Source organism: Leifsonia sp. NPDC058292 (assembly GCF_042880955.1).
Classification (GTDB): domain Bacteria; phylum Actinomycetota; class Actinomycetes; order Actinomycetales; family Microbacteriaceae; genus Leifsonia.
The window spans coordinates 36,730-54,881 of record NZ_JBHVYL010000022.1; the positions used below are offsets into that span (position 1 = coordinate 36,730).

Sequence of the window (18,152 nt, forward strand, 5' to 3'; positions counted from 1 at the left end):
GCTGCCGCCGATCAGCCGCCGATCAGCCGCAAGTCAGCCGCAGAGGTCGACGCCCGCCGACGTCAGGATCACCGAGCGGTTCTGCTCGGCCAGCGCATCCGAGTACCCGCCCGACGCATCGGTCTCGCTCTTCCAACCGCACCACTCGTAGCCCACCCCGGCCGTGGTCATGAGCGACGCCGGCACGCCGAGTGCGACGAGCGCCGACTTCACGGCCTCGGCGCGGCGCAGCGACAGAGCGGTGTCGGCGGTGTTGTTCGTCGCCTGGTCTTTCGACGCCGTGCCGGTGATCGTGACGGCCTGGCCGTTCTGCTCGATCGACGGCACGAGCTGTTGCAGAACGGCGGAGGCGGCGCCCGCATCCGAGAACGTCGCGGCGTCTTTCGTGAACAGCAGTTCGCTGTTGCGGATGACGATGGGATGCGTCCAATCGGTCTTCGTCTGCACCGCGGCGACGGGAACAGCGGTCACGGTCGGCAGCCCGGCGGCAGCCGAGCCCGATGCGGGTTCGGGCAGCAGAGACAGCGTTCCGCCCGCGGCCTTGATGATCGCCGTCCAGATCGCGGCCAGGTTGCTGCGCGCCGGGATGGTGAGCGGGCTCTGCGACCCCGCGACGTCGCCCATCCCCGCCCAGTAGACCGTCACACCCTTCAGATCGGTGGGGAGCAGACCCCTGGTCTGGAGGTCGCCTGCCACCTGCGCCGGGTCGGCGGACAGCACGTCGCTGGTCGCGAAGTCGAGCGGGTCGGTCGTCTGCAGGCCGCTGCCCATCACGAGAACGCCCATCGGGTTGGCGCCGAGGTTGCGGGCGGCCTGCTCGATGGAGCCGAGGAAGTCGACCTCGGGAGCCGACGCCTTGAGGGCGTTGATGTACGACGTGATCTGGGTGAGCTTGGTGCGCTGGTCGTTCTGGCAGACGACGGCATCCTGCGCCGTCGACCCGATCACCGTGGTGCCCATCACCTGCGGGGTTCCCGACGGAACGACGACGGTCACGCTGCCGTTGCTCTTGCCGACGGCCGCCAGCTGGGTGACCGCCGACGTCGGGAGCGCGGCGGTCGGCGCGTTGGCGGTGCTTCCCGCCACGACGCCGAGGTTGCGCCTGGCCGACTGGTCGCACGCTTGACCGGATGCGGTGGCCGGCGCGCACGCCGTGAGGCCGGCCGCCAGGGCGATGACGGCGGCGACTGCGAGACCGGCCCGGCCGACGGAGCGGCGGGCGAAGAGACGAGGGCGGGGGGTGCGGATCACGGGGGTCCTTTCGGGGCGGCTCAGTCGGTGAGCTGCGCGGGCGGTATGGCGGGCGAGATCTCGGACGGCTCGGCGACGTGACGGGCCTTCAGCTCCCGGATGATCTGGCTCGTGCTCTCCGGGTCGCGCTCGCGCTGGGCGAGCTTCGTCGCCAGCTGGGCGCGCAGGAGGTCGACGCGCGACGCGAACGTGATGCGGGCGCCGGTGTAGCGCACCGCGTCTTCATGGTCGAGGCGCATGGCCTGCATGGTCTCTTCGCGAGCCGCAACGGCCTCGCCGAGCAGGCGGTCGTGGTGCACGCGCAGCTTCTCGACATGGGTGTGCGCCTTCTCCGCGGCGGTGAGCAGTGGCCGGGTGGTCAGCCACGCGGCGATGAAGCTGATGGCACCGGAGGTGGCCAGAACGCCGAGCATCAGGAAGGCCATGATCGTGTCGGGCGCCGACCAGGAGAATCCGGTCGTCGCCGGTGCCGTCGTCGCTCCGGTGAGACCGGTGAGACCTCCGGCGTTCTGCGCGTCGATGCCCGCCTTGATGCGGGCGATCGTGATCGCCGCGAGCAGTGCGGCCCAGACGAGCGCGAGCGCCACCGCGACGATCGACCAGCGCCGGGTCATGACCCCCGCCTGGATGCGGCGCATCACGATCGCGACGACGTGCGGCAGGGTCACCACGGCGAGCGAGATGCCGAGGGTGATCACATACATCTGCAGTCCGATGGAGCCGTACTGACTGTCGTTGCGCAGCAGCAGGGTGAGTGCCTGCGACAGCAGTACGTAGTCGACGGTGATCATGCCGAGCAGCAGCACGTAGACGATCACGTGGGCGAAGGGCGAGATGTGCCCGACGCCCGACCGGATGCGCGGGGGCCTCAACACGATGTCTCTTGCCATGTCAGTTCTCCTGTTCGGCGCTCACGCGTAGTTGTGCAGGTCGGGGTCGTGGCCGACGAGCTTGGCGTCGAGCCGCTCGGCGGCCACCTCGGCGCGGCGGATGTCGGTCTCAGCACGAATGATCGCGGTGCGGATGAGCTCCTCCCGCTTCTGCGCCGTCGCCACCCGCGCCGCACTGGTCGCGACGTTGCGCGTGCGCTGCCGGTCGATGTCGGCCACCCCCGCGCGTTCGAATGCACCGAGCTCGTGCTCGAACACTTCGAGCGTCTCGACGTCGACCGCGTCACGCATCCGGCGCAGCTGCCAGAGCAGCCGGCGGCGCAGTCGCCGTGTCTTCGGAACGGCGTAGTCGGCCAGCGGCTTGTCACGCTTGGACATCGGTTCTCCCCTGCCAGAGTTCGATCAGCTTGGTGTTCTCTTTGGTGGTCAGCCAGTCGGGGCGGCCGAGTGCCGGAATGCTGCGCATCCCATCGGCCACCGTGCCGGCGGACGCTCGCCGCAGCGCGCCCCAGTAGATGGCGATGCGCTCGTCCGAGAAGTCGTAGTAGCGCCCCGCGCGCAGCTTCGCGGCTGTGAAGCGCGAGTGGATCAGTGCCGACAGCTCGTCGGCGCGGCGGTGGCCGCGTTTGATCCGCCGCTCGACGCGACGAAGCTCCTCGATCGCCGGACCACTGCCACGGGCGATCGCTTCGCGGTCGGCGAGCGACAGCCCGGCCGTCTTCTCTTCGTAGACGGCCAGATCGGCCTCGAGCGACTTCGTGAGCACGCGGTACTCGGTCAGCTCGTTCTGCACGTTCGAGAAGAAGCGCTGCTCCTCGCGGCGGGCGTACGCGTTGGCGTGCGCCTGGATCGCCTGCACCGTCGGCGTGGTCGTCTCGGCGATCGCGCGATCGTTATCCGACCGTGACTGCGCTGCGATCGCTGCCGAGTCCTGCAGTGCGAGCCGCTCGAGGCGGTGCCGGGCGAGGAGGCCGACGCGGAAGGGGCTGCGCGTTGCGCGTGGCGCGCGGTGTGGCCGTGGTGCCAAGAGAATCCCCTCCATCGTTCTGCCCGCATGGTCAGGCATCGGAGCGTACGCACGCGTCCTGGCAAACTTCTAGGCGAATGTCGAATGAATCCCGATAGCGGGGTGTGAGGTACCGGCCTCGTTGTCGGCCCCGCGAGGTCGTCTGCCCACGGCAGATCTGCCCTGGGCAGAGTCTGCTGCGCGAGAGCTCAGGGCGGGGGAGGCTCGTCCCATGGCAGACGACAAGAAACCACAGTTCGACGATCGCATGCGGCAGCAGTTGCTGTTCCGCCGCGTCGTCGTGCTCGACGGACCACTCGACGACGACAACGGATCGCTGCTCATCGCGCAGCTCCTCACCCTCGCGGCGGAGGATCCGCGCGCGGGCATCTCGCTCTGGATTCACTCGCCGGGCGGGTCCGTTCCGTCGATGCTGGCGATCCGGGATGTGATGCGGCTCGTGCCTTGCGACGTCAGCACGCTCGCGCTCGGGCTGGCCTGCAGCGCCGGCCAGTTCCTGCTCTCGGCCGGCGCGAAAGGCAAGCGGTTCGCGCTGCCGCACGCGCGCATCCTGATGCACCAGGGGTCGGCCGGAATCGGCGGCTCGGCCGTCGAGGTCGAGGTGCAGGCCAACGATCTGCGATTGACGCGGGATGTCGTGCTCGGTCTCATCTCCGACGACACCGGCCAGAGCGTCGAGCGCGTGTTCGAGGACTCGCTGCACGACCGGTGGTACACCGCCGAGCAGGCGCTGGACTACGGCTTCGTCGACGGCATCGTCGACTCGTTCGAGCAGGTGATGCCGTGAGCGGCTACACGATCCCCAACGTGATCGCGCAGCATCCGCGCGGCGAACGGATCATGGATGTGTACTCGCACCTCCTCAGCGAGCGCATCGTGTACCTCGGCACGGGCATCGATGACGGCGTCGCGAACGCTCTCATCGCCCAACTGATCCACCTCGATTCCGACGGTTCGGGCCGGGAGATCAACTTCTACATCAACTGCGAGGGCGGGGACATGACCTCAATGCTCGCGATCTACGACACGATGCAGTACATCCAGTCGCCGGTCGCGACGACGTGCGTCGGGCAGGCGATCGCCGCGGGTGCCGTGCTGCTGGCCGCCGGCGCCACCGGGCGACGGGCCGTGCTTCCGCACACCCGCGTCGTGCTGCATCAGCCGGCGGCTCGTGGTCAGGGAACGATTCCCGACCTCATCCTGCAGGCGGACGAGGTGGTTCGCATCCGTGGCGAGCTGGAGTCGATTCTGAGCGAGCACACCGGTCAGTCGATCGAGACCCTCCGGCACGACACCGACCGCGACAGGGTCTTCACCGCTCAGAGCGCGCGCGACTACGGACTCGTCGACCACGTGCTCCAACCGCGAGTCGGCGGGTGAGCGCGCGGGCGGGTCGGCAGCCGCCGTTCAGGCGTGATACCAGGCGAGCACGCGGAGTGCGCGGAGCGTGATCCAGCGGCTCGGCTCGCCCTCGGGCTCCATCTCGAACCACTGCTTGCCCTCGTGGGTGTGCTCCAGCGCCCAGCGGCCGTCCGCATCCCGTTTGCCTTCGATCAGGGCGATCGCCTCGGCGAACCGGTCGTCGGGCTCGGCGCCGGCCGCGCGGAAGTACTCGAGCCCGCGGAGCACGTCGTAGGAGTAGTACACGGGGAATGACAGCTTCGTCCAGTCTTCGTCGACGATCTCACCCGTCGAGAGCCGGCGCAGCAACCCGCGATCGAGGAGGTACTGCTCGCCGGTTCGCCGCGCCTCCGTCGTCTCCGCGGTGGCGCCAACGGCCGTCTCGTATTCGAGCAGGCCCTCGAGCACACAGATCGTGCTGTTGAAAGAGGAGCGCTCGCTCGGCGGCACGTAGCAGTTCCAGCCGCCGTCGGCCAGACGCTCGCCCACCAGGCGATCGCGCAACACCGTGCTCGGATGCCCGAAATACGCACCCGCCGCGAAGACGCGTCCGTTGATGCAGGCCTCGACCTCGCCGTCGAAGTAAAGGTTGCTGCCGAACTCCTCCTGCCAGTGCACGTTGCGGGCCACCAGGTCGATCGCTCGCCGGGTCTCCGGGCTCTGCGGATCGATGCCGAGGTCGTGGAGGAGTTGCACCGTGTTGAGCGTCGACGTCCACGGCGGAAAGAACACGTCGCCGTCCCACGTGCCCTCCGGGTCCTGTTCGGCGAGAAGAGCGGCGCCCCAGCCCTCGGTGGCCACGCGGGCGCGTTCGGCGGCGACCACGTCGGGGGAGGCATCCGTCAGATCGCGGAGCACCTGCCAGCGGATCGCCGGATCGGAGTCGAGCAGCCACTCGGTGACATCCATGCGCGCCACCGTACTGCGGTGGCGCGGGCCCCACAAGACCGTCCGCTCACGCGGCGAGGACAGTCGTCGTCAGCTGAACGCCTGCGTGCCGAGCACGCCGAGCAGGGCCAGCTTCTCCGCCCCCTCCGACCGCGGCGGCGCCGTCAGCACGAGAAGGCACTGCGACTGGTCTTCGGTGAACAGCACCTGGCAATCGAGCTCGATCGGGCCGAGCTCCGGATGCACGAGCGTCTTGTGGTCTTCGAACCGTTTCGCGACCTCGTGGCGTTCCCACAGCTCGGCGAACTCCGGGCTGGCCTTGAGGAGCGCGCGCACGAGTTCGCCCGCTCGCGACTCGGCGCCCATCGTGCTGTAAGCGACTCGCAGCGACGAGACCTGCGCGCGGCTCTGGCGGTCGCGGTCGTCTTCGGGGTAGCGGCTGCGCTCGGTCTCCGGATGCACGAACCAGCGATACGCCTCGAACCGGTCGAGCCCGGTGAAGCCCGAGCGGTCGCCGAGCAGCGCGGCCGAGAGCCGGTTCTGCACCAGGGTCTCGCCCAGATTCGAGATCACCAGGGCGGGGGAGTCGTCGAGGTGGTCGAGCACCCGCTGGAGAGGGGCCGACACGTGTCCCGAGCCGCTGAACCGGTCGGGAACGTTGTGGCCGGCCATCCGGTAGAGGTAATCGCGTTCGTCGGCGGTCAGGCGAAGCGCTCGGGCCAGGGAGGCGAGCATCTGCTCGCTCGGCTGCGGCCCTCGCTGCTGTTCGAGACGCGTGTAGTAGTCGGCAGACATCGCGGCGAGCTGCGCGACCTCCTCGCGGCGGAGCCCCGGAGCGCGGCGGCGCGCACCCGACGGGAGCCCCACATCCGACGGTTGCAGCGCTCCGCGACGGGTGCGGAGGAAGTCGGCGAGCGCTGGGCGGTCCATATCTCCATCATGAGGGGTCGAGCTGCCGGTAACCAGGGATCGGCGATCCCCCGATGAACGCTCCTCTCCCGCTTCGCGCTCGGTTCGCCGAAAGTGGAGGCATGAACATCACAGGAAACACCATCTTCATCCCCGGCGCGACCAGCGGCATCGGCCTCGCGCTGGCCCTCGCCCTGCAGGCGAAAGGCAACACCGTCATCGTCGGCGGGCGCCGCACCGATCTGCTCGAGACGATCGCTCGCGAACATCCCGGCATCGGCACCGTCCGCATCGACACGACGGATGCCGCCAGCATCGCCGCCGCGTCGGCCGAGGTCATCGCCGCGCATCCGGAGCTCAACGTGCTGGTCGCGATGGCCGGCATCATGCGAGTCGAGGACTGGCACACGCCGGCGGGCTTCGTCGACACGGCCGAGGCCGTCATCACGACCAACGTGCTCGGGCCCATCCGGTTGATCGGCGCTCTCGTCGAGCACCTGCAGAGCCGCCCCGACGCGACCATCGTCACCGTGTCGTCCGGGCTCGCCTTCGCACCCCTCAAGGCGACTCCGAGCTACAACGCTGCCAAGGCGGCGATCCACATGTTGAGCGAGAGCATCCGGTTGCAGCTGGCCGACACCACGGTGAAGGTCGTGGAACTCGTGCCGCCGTCGGTGCAGACCGACCTCATGCCCGGGCAGAGCGAGAACGACCACGCCATGCCGTTGGACGAGTTCATCGCCGAGGTGGTGTCGCTCTTCGAGAGCAGCCCCGAGGCGAACGAGATCCTGGTCGAGCGGGTGAAGTTCCTGAGGTTCGGCGAGGCGCGTGGCGACTACCAGCAGGTCGTCGCGACGCTCAACGCCAGCGACCCGCACGGCAAGTGACCGTCAGCCGGTCGTGACCGTGAGGTCGAGCCACCCGGCCAGCTGTTCGATCTCGGCGTTCACGTCCGCCGTCATCGTCTTGGTGAACGGCACATCCTCGTGGATCGCGGTCAACACGAGCGCAGCCGCCTTGCGGTCGGCGAGCGCGTCCAGTTTGCCGACCAGGCGGTCGTCGTGCAGGATCGGCAGCGCGAAATAGCCCCAGCGCCGTTTGGCGGCCGGCTTGTACATCTCGAGCAGATACTCGAAGTCGAAGACCTCCTGGGAGCGCACCCGGTCGTGGATCAGGCGGTCGAACGGCGACAGCAGGGCTGTGCGTCCCACGAACGGTTCGGCGCTCAGGCGGGCGATCGCGTCCGGCGCCACCCGCCACTCGCGGTCGCTGCCCTCGACCCGCACCCGCTCGCCAGCCTCGCCGACCATCGGCGCTCGGGCGATCCCCAGGGCCGACAGCCGTCGCTCATCCCGGATGCGTCTGGCTTCGTCGAGCGGAAGGGCCACCACGCCCCGGGGGTAGACGCGCTCGGCCAGGTCGAACGTGCGCTGGCGGCCGACCCGGCCCGCCGTCGCGACCTCGCCCTCCGCGACGAGGAACTCCAGCATCCGCGTGACGTTCTGATCGTGGGTCCACCCCGTGGAGACCCAGGGCACCTGAGCGGTGTCGGCGATCTCCCGCGAGAGCAGCGGGCCGTCGGAGTCTCGCAGCCTGGCCAGCACATCGCGCCGGAACCGCTCGTTGGCCGCGAGCCACTCGCGTGCATCCTTGTAGCGCACGCCCTGCGTCATCTCGGCCAGGTGCAACCCGAGGTCGGCCGTCGAGCGCACCATCGCTATGGCCGGGCTGGTCTGTTCATCCTGCGCCTTGTGCTCCCACAGGGTGCGGTCCACCTCGATGGCGGTCTTCAGCGCTGTCGGCTGAAACGAGGAGCCGAGCCGCGACCATGCGATGAGCTCTGCGCTCGGCGCGATGGCCGCCGTCGGGTCGAGCTGCAGATAGGTCAGCTCCCGCACGAGGTCGAGCAGGTCGGTCGGACGGTCGGCGTCGAGACGCTGGGCCCGGATCGCGATACGCCGAGCGTCCTCCTTGGCGATGGTCACCGCAGTCATGGGTTCACGCTAGCAACGTCTTGCTGCACCCGGGAATAACATCCCCGCCCGTGTGTTGAACTTGAGTGTTCACGACTCAACTTTCAAGAAACAGGAGATTTCGTGCCCGAGAACTTCACTCCCGATGGTGACGGCAGCAACTCTTTCGACGAGTTCCTCGCCCGTTATCTCGCGGGTGAGCGCGCGCGTTCCGCGCGCTCGATCGACATCAGTCGCTTCCTCAGTCGCCGCACCCAGGAGATCCTCGCCGAGGCGGGGCGCTTCGCCCTGGAGCACGGCCACCGCGAGCTCGACTCGCTTCACATCCTTCGCGTGATGGTCGGGCAGGAGCCCGCAGCCGACGCCATGCGCCGTATCGGCGTCGACCCCGGCCGCGTGGCCGTCGCCGCCGAGCAGCGGCTTCCGCAGTCCGGTCTCACCGCGATCGACATCGACTCCGCATCCATCACCCCGTCCGCTCAGCGCGCGCTGTTCCACGCGTACCAGGTCGCGCGAGCATCCGGTTCGACCTACATCGACCCTGAGCACCTCTTCTTCGCGCTCGTCATCGTGCAGGATTCGCCCGCCGGGCAGGTTCTGCAGAACGCCGGCGTCACGGCCGAGGCGCTGACCTCCGCCCTCCGCGAGACGTCCACCGTGGGCGCCGGCGCGGCCGGCGACGGTTCGGCGACCGACGGAGCCGGGGCCGAGGCTTCTGAGACGCCCATGCTCGACCAGTTCGGCACCGACCTCACCGAGCTCGCCCGCACCGGCAAGCTCGACCCCGTGATCGGCCGCCTCGACGAGCTCGAGCAGACCGTCGAGATCCTCTCGCGTCGCACCAAGAACAACCCCGTTCTGGTCGGCGAAGCCGGTGTCGGCAAGACCGCCATCGTCGAGGGTCTCGCGCAGGCCGTGGTCGACGGCGCCGTTCCCGAGCAGCTGCTCGAGAAGCGGGTCGTCTCCCTCGACCTGCCTGCCATGCTCGCCGGAACCCGGTACCGCGGCGACTTCGAGGAGCGGCTCACCACGTTGATGGACGAGATCTCGGCGCACCGGGATTCGCTGATCGTCTTCATCGACGAGCTGCACACCGTTGTCGGCGCCGGAGGGTCCGGCGAGGGTGGCATGGATGCGGGCAACATCCTGAAGCCCCGTCTCGCCCGCGGAGACCTGCACCTCGTCGGTGCGACCACGCTCAAGGAATACCGCCGCATCGAGAAGGATCCCGCCCTCGAGCGCCGGTTCCAGCCCGTGACCGTGGGTGAGCCGAGTGTCGAGGATGCCGTGCTGATCCTCTCCGGACTGCGCAGCGCCTACGAGGAGCACCACGGCGTGCGGTACACGGACGAGGCCATCCGTTCCGCCGTCGAGCTCTCCGCCCGTTACGTCTCCGACCGGTTCCTCCCCGACAAGGCGATCGACCTGATCGACCAGGCCGGTGCCCGTCTGCGTCTCTCGCTCGGCAAGCGGATCGACGCCTCGGAGCTGCTCGCCCGGCTGGCAGACCTCGAAGCTTCGAAGAACGCCGCCGTGAGTGCCGAGCACTACGAGGAGGCTTCTCGGCTGCGTGACGAGATCGAGTCGGTTCAGGGTTCGCTCGACGAACTCGGCTCGCGCCCGCAGCAGGATGCGGTGGTCGGCGAGCCCGAGATCGCCGCGGTTGTCTCCCGTGCCACGGGCATCCCCGTGAGCAAGGTCGGACAGGCCGACCGCGAGCGCCTTGCGCGTCTGGAGTCCGAGCTGCACCAGCGTGTGATCGGTCAGGACGACGCGGTGGTCGCTGTCGCCAAGGCGGTTCGTCGCAACCGCACCGGACTCGGGGACGAGCGCCGCCCCGTCGGCAGCTTCCTGTTCCTCGGGCCGACCGGTGTCGGCAAGACCGAACTCGCGAAGTCTCTCGCGTCGTCGCTCTTCGGCGATGAGAAAGCCATGCTCCGCTTCGACATGAGCGAGTTCGGCGAACGTCACACCGTGGCGCGACTCGTCGGTGCCCCTCCCGGATACGTCGGCTACGACGAAGCCGGCCAGCTCACCGAGCGCGTGCGTCGCAACCCGTACTCCGTGGTGCTGTTCGACGAGATCGAGAAGGCGCATCCGGATGTGTTCAACCTGCTCCTGCAGGTGCTCGACGACGGGCGCCTCACTGACGGGCAGGGCCGCACGGTCGACTTCCGCAACACGGTGGTGATCATGACCTCGAACCTCGGCTCGGAGTTCCTCGCCTCCCGCAGCGGTGCGCTCGGCTTCGTGCCCATGGGCGCCTCCGGCGACGCTTCCGGGTTCGCCTCGGAGAAGGATCTTCGCGACCGTGTCATGGGCAAGCTCCGTGAGGCGATGCGTCCCGAGTTCCTGAACCGCATCGATGAGATCGTGCTGTTCCGCAAGCTGGACACCGCTCAGCTGCGCGGCATCGTCCGCCTCCTGCTGAACGCCACGGCCGCACGGATCGCCACTCGAGAGATCGCTCTCGATGTGACGGACGCGGCGGTCGACTGGATCGCCGAGAACGGCTACGAAGCCGAGTACGGCGCGCGTCCCCTGCGGCGCCACATCCAGCGCGAGGTCGACGACCGCATCGCCGACCTGCTCGTCAGCGGCGACCTCGTCGATGGCGGCACAGTTCACCTGGACGTCCGCGACGGCTCCCTCGCTGTGACGGCCGACGCGCGGATGCCGCTGGCCGCGTAGCTTGCCACGAGCGCTCAGCGCCGACAACGAAGAAACGCTCCCGGGACCTCGGTCCCGGGAGCGTTTCTGGTTTACAGGGTCGCAGTTTCGGCTCGCCGCTAGTGGGCGGCGACCGGCTCCGCCGTCGGCGACGTGGCGGCGGCTGTCGCGGCAGTCTCTCCGGTCGCCGGGGCCGTGGCGCGGCGGCGGTAGAGCAGGGCCGAGAGCACCGCTCCGAAGGCGAAGAAGCCCGCGCCCCACCAGTACGCGGTCGCGTAGCCGTGCACTGCTGCCTGCGCGCCGACGCTCGCCGTCGGCGGGATGTGCGACGCGAGGTAGTCGGTCGCAGCGGTCGCCGCCAGCGTGTTGAGCAGGGCCGTTCCGATCGAGCCGCCGACCTGCTGGCTCGTGTTCACCATCGCCGAGGCGACTCCGGCGAACCGGCCGTCGACGCCGAGGGTCGCGGTCTGGATGGCCGCCGGCATGATCGAGCCCATTCCGAAGCCCATGATCATCAGACCCGGCAGGATGTCCACGGCGTAGTTGGCCGTGACGCCGAGGTGCGTGAGGTAGAGCATGCCGACCATCGCGATGGTCATGCCGATCGGCACCATCACCTTCGGGCCGAACCGCGGCACGAAGATGTTCGTGGACAGCTGCGCGGCCGTGATCAGCATGAGGATCATCGGCAGGAAGGCGAGCCCAGTCTGGATCGGAGTGAAGCCGAGCGATGCTTGCAGGTAGTAGGTGACGAACAGGAAGATGCCGAACATCCCAGCGCCGGCGATCAGGATGGAGCTGTACGAGGCGCCGCGGTTGCGGTCCAGCACGATCGACAGCGGCAGCAGCGGATGGGTTGCGCGGCGCTGCCAGAGCACGAACGCGATGAGCAGAACTCCGGACGCCGCGAGCATGCCCCAGGTCAGCGGCGAGCCCCAGCCGTCGGTCTCGGCGTTCGAGAATCCGTAGACCAGAGCGAACAAGGCGCCCGACACGAAGACCGTTCCCGGCAGGTCGAGCTTCGGGCGTGGGCCCGAGCGCTTCAGCGACGTCACGAAGAACGCCGCGCCCACGACGGCCACGATCGCGATGATCACATTGATGTAGAGGTTCCAGCGCCAGTCGAACTGTTCGGTGAGAACACCGCCCAGCAGGAGTCCCACCGCGCCGCCGGCACCTGCGATGGCGCCGAAGATGCCGAACGCGCGGGCGCGCTCCTTCGGAACGGTGAACGTCGTCGTCAGCACGGCCAGTGCCGTCGGCGCGAGCAGTGCGCCGAACACGCCCTGGAGGGCGCGGGCGCCCACGAGCATCCCGAAGGTCCCCGCCGCGCCGCCCAGCGCCGAAGCGCCGGCGAAGCCGATGAGACCGATGATGAAGGCGCGCTTTCGTCCGATCAGGTCGGAGATGCGGCCGCCCAGAAGCAGCAGGCTGCCGAAGGCGAGGGAGTAGGCCGTGACGATCCACTGGCGGTCGCCGTTGGAGAATCCCAGGTCGGCCTGGGCGGACGGAAGGGCGATGTTGACCACAGTGGAGTCGAGCACCACCATGAGCTGGGCGAGGGCGACGGTGACGAGTGTCCACCAGCGGCGGGAGCTCACGGGTCGAGCTCCCGGGGCGGTCGCGGCACCCGAAACGGTCGAGGAAGTCTGTGACATGCAGGTCAGCATATACGAAACTAACCAGTTTCGGATCTATCAAGTTCTAGAATTAACCTTAGAATAGTCTCAATGACAAGCAACACCACGGAGGACGCCGCAATGACGCAGCTCGAGACCGCCGCACCGGCCGGCGCGGACGCGCCGAAACTCGGCCGCAAACGCGACCACACCCGCGACCCCGAGATTCTTCAGGCCGCCATCGACGTGCTCGCCGAGACCGGATACGACGGCATGACCATCGACATGGTCGCCGCACGGGCCAAAGCCGGTAAGGCCACCGTCTACCGGCGCTGGGCCTCGAAAGCAGACCTCGTCATCGACGCCGTCGCCTGCATGAAGAAGGCGGACGTCGACCCGGATGCCCTGCCGAACACCGGCACTCTGCGTGGGGATCTCGTCGCCATGATCAAACCGCACCGCATCGAAGACGGTGAGCGCAAGCTGCAGATCATGGCCGGGCTGATGTCGATGCTGGCAAAGGAGCCCGGACTCGCCGAAGCGGTGAACGCCGCGATCGTCGAGCCCCGTGCATCCGTGAACCGTCTGTTCATGAAGCGGGCCATCGAGCGCGGTGAGATCACCGCAGACTGCGACATCGACACGCTCGCGCAGATCACGCCGTCGATGGTCGCCTATCGGGTGCTCGTTCTGCGCAAGCCCGTCGACCGGGCGTTTCTCATCTCGCTGATCGACGGGGTGCTGCTACCCGCCGTCGGCCTGCGCGCCGGGTCGCGCTAGCGGTCAGGTCGCGGCCGGCCCCGTCGCACTGCGACGTGCGGACGCTGCTGCCACCTCAGGGAAGGCGAGCAGCACCATGTCGGCCAGCTGGTCGAGCGGGCGGGTGAGCGGGTCGGTCGCCGGCACGCCCAGTTCGAGCTCGTGCTCGTCGATGGCGGCGCCGATCTCGGCATCCGTCATCTCTTCGTGGTTGATCGTCACCCCGATGACCTTCGTGTCGGCGAAAGCCTCGATCAGAGCGATCTCGCTCGCAGCGGTCGGCATCGGCAGCGCCGGATAGTCGCCCAGGGCCTGTCGTTTGGGTGCGTGCTGCACGATCACTCCCTCCGGGCGGCTGCCGCGCAGGATGTACGCGCTCGTCAGATAGGCCGGGTGACTCAGGGCGCCCTGGCCTTCGACGATGATCACGTCAGGGTTCTCGTTCTCGAACGCTGCCACGACCTGCGCCTCGACCTCGCCCGAGCAGAACTGCGGAACCGTCGCATCCAGAGCCACCGCATAGCGCGCGCCCTGGATGAGCGCCGTCTGTCCCGTGCCGACCATGACCGCCTTGACACCGCGCGCCACCAGCGCGTCGACCAGGAGTGTCGCGGTCGTGCGTTTGCCGATGGACCCGTCTGTGCCGAGCACCGCGATGCGCGGGCAGGTCACGTCGAAGATGCGGCCCGAGAAGAGCTTGAGGTCTTTCTTTGCTTTGGGCCGACGGATGTCGGTGATCGTCACGCCCGCGATCAACGCCGCTGCCGCGAACTCCGGATCATCGGCCAGAAACTCGTGCAGGCCGTTGACCAGGTTCATCCCTCGGTCGATTCCGTCGAGCATCACCGAACGCTGGGCGTCGTCGAGCATGCCTGTCGCCGGTGCCATCCCGAAGATGAGGTTCGCTGGTAGCTCACCGGTCTCGTCGATCGCTGCGGCGAGGTCTGCGACGACCGGGATGCCGTTGGGCACGCCGTCGAGGAACATCCCCGAGTCGGCGCCAGCGCACCGGCTGTCGATGACGCTGAGGATCTCGTACTTCTCGGAGTGCCGGATGAGGCCGTTGGCCGTCTTGCCGTCCTGTTCGCCGAAGTTGCCCTCGCAGTAGACGACGGCGGTGGCCCGAAGGGATGCTGTAGGGACTGGTGCGGTGGCCACGGCCGCAGTGGATGCTGCAGTGGGTGACAGGCCGGCTGGTCGGTTGAACGCGGGCATGGTGCTCCTCTGAACGGATCAGAGGAGGCGACACTCTCGAAGAAGTCTTCCCTGACGTCGGCGACGTGCCGACCTGCCCACGCTAGCAGTCATTGCTGAGGATGCTTCGGGATGCTCTCGCGGGAGCCGTTCGGGTGGCGGCCGGCGATCCCTCGCCATGCGGCATACTCGATCGGATCGCCCCTGCGGCTGAGTACGCCGGACTCGCGGCCGGGTTCGCGCCGCCTGGTGGGAGCGACAGGTTCAGGCGCGCTCATTTCGGCATCGGATCGACACAGGTTCGCGCGGCCGTCATGCTGCTGTTTCTTGGAGTCGGATGCGTCCGCCGCGTCGGGGTCGTCGGTGGTGGTCGATGTGGCTGGGTGGGATGAACCAGGGCACGTGGTCACGGACGGTGATGTCCCATCCGTCGTCGTGGACCCGGTGATGGTGGTTGGAGCAGAGCAGAACACCGTTGTTGAGGTCGGTGGCCCCGTGGTGTTTGTCCCACCACCTGATGTGGTGCGCTTCCGTGTAGGAGGGTGGGTGGGGGCACCCGGCCCACGCACACCCACCGTCCCGTTCGGCCAACGCGAGCTTCTGCTTGCTACTGAACAAGCGGCGGCTGCGGCCGAGGTCGAGTACTTCTCCATCCCCGCCGAGAACCACCGGGATGAGGTTCGCGTCGGCGGCTAACCGTCGGGCGGTGGTGGCGGAGATCGGCGTGGAGACACCGTCGATCTCCCCAACACCCGTCCCAGTCTGCAGAGCGGTGAGTCCGATGCGGACCACCATGGTCACCGGTGGTGTGCTCCCGGTGCCGGGGTGGGTGGCGTAGTGCCGGAACACGTCCACCGCCGCATCCGATCGCAACTGCGGCAAGGTGCGGTGTTCCTCCTCGGCCCGGTCGGCCGTGAAGTCGGGTCCGTTGGTGTCCCGGAATCGCACGGCCCGGAGTTCGTGTCCGACCAGCGTGTCGATGGCAGCCACGACGTGGCCGGCGGCTTCGGGGTGCAGGTACCAGTCGATGTGCGTCAGACCATCCGATGTGGTGCTGATCGTCAATGACCGCCGTGACCGTTGCACCTCCTCGCGGGGGAGCACTCCGTCTTGGTCGAGCCGGTCCCGCACCTGCCCCGCCAGCACCCGTAGTTCAGCCACCGTGAGGCCCGGTGCGTGCTGTACCAGTACTCGTTCCCCGAACTGCAACGACGCGACCGTGCAGGCAGGCGCCGCTTTCCCCAACTCGCGGACGATCACCGCCGCCTGATCCACACTCACCCACCCCGCCTCCAACGCATCAGGATCGAGTGCGGAAGCCAACGCCGGGAACCCGGCCGGCAGTATCTCCCCGGTCAACCCCACCCGCGGGGTGACCGCCTGCGCAACCAAGCACACCTGCCGGGCCGCCGGCACGGCGACCTGCCACCGTTCGGCGACCAGGGTCACCGCATGGCGGTGCCCACCCCGCAGCACCAGGCCCTCCTCGTCCAACTGGTTCCACCGCCGCAGCACCTGCCCCACCGCACCGAGTTTCACCGCATCCAACCGCGCCTGCAGCACCCCGAGTTCATCCACGAACTCCAACAGTGCTCGCGGGGACAACGACGCCGCATCCGGCAACGCGTCAAACGCATCCCGCCAAACGGAGTCTCGTGCTGTGGTCATGACTCAACCCAACCACCACCCACCGACACTCGAATAGGGCCGTGACCAGGGATTTAACCTGTGGATAACCCGACCGTCACCCCCACCTGTGGAGGAGGCCGCGACGCGCTCTCAGCGTCCGAGTTGCTCCAGGGGGTTGTCGGCGAGCTTTCGCACGACGCCGCCCTTGACGATCCGCTCCGACGACGTGCCCGGTTTGCGTCGCGCCTGGTCGGTGACGTGGGCACCGAACTCTTCCGCGAGTCGGAGGCGGGGATGGGCGGCGAGCACAGCGCGCTGGAAGTCGGTGGGCAAGGCATCCGCCCGGGCACCGGAGATGTCTAGGGCTGTAGCGGTTTCGAGCAGGTAGCCTTCGACGTCTTGGGCGGGATCGACGGAGAGCCACATGTGGCGTTCGATGATCTCGTGCACACGTGTTCGTCGCGCTGCGTCCCACCCGGCGCCGGCGGTGAGCGCGATGGCGACGTGGCCGCCGCCGTTCTCGAAGGCGAGCGTGTGGTTGTCGAACTCTTCGACCAGTCCGATGTCGTGCAGGAGCGCGGCGACGTACAGCAGTTCGGCGTCGAACTCGCGCGACTCCTCGGTGGCGAAGCCGACCGACCAGAGCCAGGCGCGCTGACAGTGGTTGAGCAGCGACTCCGAGTAGTACTCGGTGGCGATCTCGAGTGCGGCGCGAGCGGCCGCGGTGTCGGGAGTGGGGATGTCGGTGGGAAGCACGCCTCTATTCTGCTCCCGGGATGCCGTGGGCAGCGCTGCCGGCGGCACCCGGATGCACGACCGTGATCCCGGTGACGCTCGCCTGGTCGAGCCGAGGCAGCAGTGACGCTCCCGCTTCCAGCGTCACGGCGCCGCCGAGCAGATCTTGGGGCCGCAGCTCGCCGCGGGCAACGAGGTCGAGCATCCCCGGGTAGTCCGCCGCCGACATGCCGTGGCTGCCGAGGATGTCGAGTTCCCAGGCGAGGATGCGGTCGAGCGGCAGCACGGGAAGCTCGGCGGACGAAAGGAGCCCGATCTGCACGTGGCGTCCGCGGCGGCGCAGCGAGCGCACGGCCGCGCTGCTCGTGCCGGCGGAACCGACCGCGTCGATGCTGACGTGCGCGCCGCCGCCGGTGAGGTCGGCGATGTCATCGGGGGTGGTGTCGCCGGCGAGCATGGCCTGTTCGGCGCCGAGAGTGAGCGCGAGGTCGAGGGCCGCGGGGTTGCGGTCGACGGCGATCACGCGCGCCCCGAGGGCGGCGGCGATCATGACAGCGCTGAGCCCGACACCGCCGGCGCCGTAGACGGCGACCCACTCGCCGGCACGAACGTCGGCCCGCGCACGAACGGCTCGGTAGGCGGTGGCGAACCGGCAGCCGAGACTGGCGGCGGCATCGTCGGTGAGGCTGTCGGGCACGGCGACGACGTTCAGGTCGGCCGCGCGGATGACGACCAGCTCGGCGTGCGAGCCCCAGTGGGTGAACCCGGGCTGGGTCTGGTTCGGGCACACCTGGGATTGGCCGGCGAGACACCAGGCGCAGGTGCCGCAACCGTTCACGAAAGGTGCGGTGACCCGTTGCCCGACACTCCACGAGCTGACGCCGTCGCCGACGCTCTCGATGGTGCCGGCGAACTCGTGGCCGGGAACGTGGGGGAGGTGCACGCTGTCGTCGTGGCCGGCCCAGGCATGCCAATCGCTGCGGCACAGCCCGGAAGCACCGACCCGGATCACGACGCCGCCGTCGGGCGCGACAGGGTCGGGCACATCCCGAACGTCGACCTCGCCGCCGAAGCGCTCGTAGACCATAGCTTTCATAGATCGCCTCTCAACGGGAACGACGGAACGGACACGATCCGGGCCCAACGGATGCGCGCGCCCCTCACTTTCGCCCGGCCGGGCACCCGCGCACGGCCTGGCACCCGCGCA

Annotated in this window: 17 protein-coding genes; 5 read left to right on the forward strand and 12 right to left on the reverse strand. The window is 68.6% G+C overall.

Annotated features, from left to right (window positions below):
* Positions 1-33: 33 nt before the first annotated feature.
* The 4 genes from ACFVWR_RS12840 to ACFVWR_RS12855 are packed head-to-tail and all read right to left on the reverse strand — an operon-like array spanning position 34 to position 3,168.
* Complete coding sequence (locus ACFVWR_RS12840; RefSeq protein WP_387212392.1) at positions 34-1,251, reverse strand: OmpA family protein; 1,218 nt, start codon at positions 1,249-1,251, stop codon at positions 34-36.
* A gap of 20 nt (positions 1,252-1,271) precedes the next feature.
* The gene (locus ACFVWR_RS12845) at positions 1,272-2,141 is read right to left on the reverse strand and encodes a hypothetical protein (protein WP_387212395.1); all 870 of its coding nucleotides are present in this window, start codon (positions 2,139-2,141) and stop codon (positions 1,272-1,274) included.
* Between the two features lie 21 nt (positions 2,142-2,162).
* Positions 2,163-2,519: a hypothetical protein gene (locus tag ACFVWR_RS12850; RefSeq protein ID WP_387212398.1), complete on the reverse strand. Its 357-nt coding sequence runs from the start codon at positions 2,517-2,519 to the stop codon at positions 2,163-2,165.
* A complete protein-coding gene (locus ACFVWR_RS12855) occupies positions 2,506-3,168 on the reverse strand; it encodes a hypothetical protein (RefSeq protein ID WP_387212401.1) in 663 nt (220 codons plus the stop codon). Before ACFVWR_RS12855 ends, ACFVWR_RS12850 begins: the two co-directional genes overlap by 14 nt.
* A gap of 211 nt (positions 3,169-3,379) precedes the next feature.
* On the opposite strand from ACFVWR_RS12855, the gene ACFVWR_RS12860 reads away from it, so the two are divergent.
* Positions 3,380-3,955: a ClpP family protease gene (locus tag ACFVWR_RS12860; protein ID WP_387212404.1), complete on the forward strand. Its 576-nt coding sequence runs from the start codon at positions 3,380-3,382 to the stop codon at positions 3,953-3,955.
* Positions 3,952-4,548 carry a ClpP family protease gene (locus ACFVWR_RS12865; RefSeq protein ID WP_387212407.1) on the forward strand — a complete coding sequence of 199 codons (597 nt, stop codon included), beginning with the start codon at positions 3,952-3,954 and terminating at the stop codon, positions 4,546-4,548. The genes ACFVWR_RS12860 and ACFVWR_RS12865 overlap by 4 nt, the downstream gene beginning before the upstream one ends.
* Before the next feature lie 27 nt (positions 4,549-4,575).
* Here the strand turns inward: ACFVWR_RS12865 and ACFVWR_RS12870 are convergent, their stop codons facing one another.
* Positions 4,576-5,478: a hypothetical protein gene (locus ACFVWR_RS12870; protein WP_387212410.1), complete on the reverse strand. Its 903-nt coding sequence runs from the start codon at positions 5,476-5,478 to the stop codon at positions 4,576-4,578.
* Positions 5,479-5,547: 69 nt separating this feature from the next.
* A complete protein-coding gene (locus tag ACFVWR_RS12875; RefSeq protein ID WP_387212412.1) occupies positions 5,548-6,387 on the reverse strand; it encodes a helix-turn-helix transcriptional regulator in 840 nt (279 codons plus the stop codon).
* A gap of 101 nt (positions 6,388-6,488) precedes the next feature.
* Between ACFVWR_RS12875 and ACFVWR_RS12880 the strand changes: the two genes are divergently transcribed.
* Entirely contained in the window at positions 6,489-7,253 is a 765-nt protein-coding gene (locus ACFVWR_RS12880) for an SDR family oxidoreductase (protein ID WP_387212415.1), read from the forward strand.
* Positions 7,254-7,256: 3 nt separating this feature from the next.
* On the opposite strand, the gene ACFVWR_RS12885 is transcribed toward ACFVWR_RS12880, so the two are convergent.
* Complete coding sequence (locus tag ACFVWR_RS12885; protein WP_387212418.1) at positions 7,257-8,360, reverse strand: DNA glycosylase AlkZ-like family protein; 1,104 nt, start codon at positions 8,358-8,360, stop codon at positions 7,257-7,259.
* Positions 8,361-8,462: 102 nt separating this feature from the next.
* On the opposite strand from ACFVWR_RS12885, the gene ACFVWR_RS12890 reads away from it, so the two are divergent.
* On the forward strand, positions 8,463-11,030 hold the full coding sequence (locus ACFVWR_RS12890; protein ID WP_387212420.1) for an ATP-dependent Clp protease ATP-binding subunit: 2,568 nt from the start codon (positions 8,463-8,465) through the stop codon (positions 11,028-11,030).
* Between the two features lie 98 nt (positions 11,031-11,128).
* Here ACFVWR_RS12890 and ACFVWR_RS12895 read toward each other — a convergent pair whose 3' ends face one another.
* Complete coding sequence (locus ACFVWR_RS12895) at positions 11,129-12,667, reverse strand: MFS transporter (RefSeq protein WP_387212423.1); 1,539 nt, start codon at positions 12,665-12,667, stop codon at positions 11,129-11,131.
* 72 nt (positions 12,668-12,739) lie between these two features.
* Here ACFVWR_RS12895 and ACFVWR_RS12900 point away from each other — a divergent pair, with 72 nt between their 5' ends.
* On the forward strand, positions 12,740-13,408 hold the full coding sequence (locus tag ACFVWR_RS12900) for a TetR/AcrR family transcriptional regulator (protein WP_387212426.1): 669 nt from the start codon (positions 12,740-12,742) through the stop codon (positions 13,406-13,408).
* Positions 13,409-13,411: 3 nt separating this feature from the next.
* On the opposite strand, the gene ACFVWR_RS12905 is transcribed toward ACFVWR_RS12900, so the two are convergent.
* The 4 genes from ACFVWR_RS12905 to ACFVWR_RS12920 all read right to left on the reverse strand — a co-directional run bounded on the left by ACFVWR_RS12905 (position 13,412) and on the right by ACFVWR_RS12920 (position 18,041).
* The gene (locus tag ACFVWR_RS12905; RefSeq protein WP_387212429.1) at positions 13,412-14,545 is read right to left on the reverse strand and encodes a DUF1611 domain-containing protein; all 1,134 of its coding nucleotides are present in this window, start codon (positions 14,543-14,545) and stop codon (positions 13,412-13,414) included.
* Positions 14,546-14,893: 348 nt separating this feature from the next.
* Positions 14,894-16,249: a DUF222 domain-containing protein gene (locus tag ACFVWR_RS12910; RefSeq protein WP_387212432.1), complete on the reverse strand. Its 1,356-nt coding sequence runs from the start codon at positions 16,247-16,249 to the stop codon at positions 14,894-14,896.
* 111 nt (positions 16,250-16,360) lie between these two features.
* Positions 16,361-16,966, reverse strand: coding sequence for an HD domain-containing protein (locus ACFVWR_RS12915; protein WP_387212435.1), 606 nt, complete (start codon positions 16,964-16,966; stop codon positions 16,361-16,363).
* 4 nt (positions 16,967-16,970) lie between these two features.
* Positions 16,971-18,041 carry a zinc-dependent alcohol dehydrogenase family protein gene (locus ACFVWR_RS12920; RefSeq protein WP_387212438.1) on the reverse strand — a complete coding sequence of 357 codons (1,071 nt, stop codon included), beginning with the start codon at positions 18,039-18,041 and terminating at the stop codon, positions 16,971-16,973.
* Between the last annotated feature and the right edge of the window lie 111 nt (positions 18,042-18,152).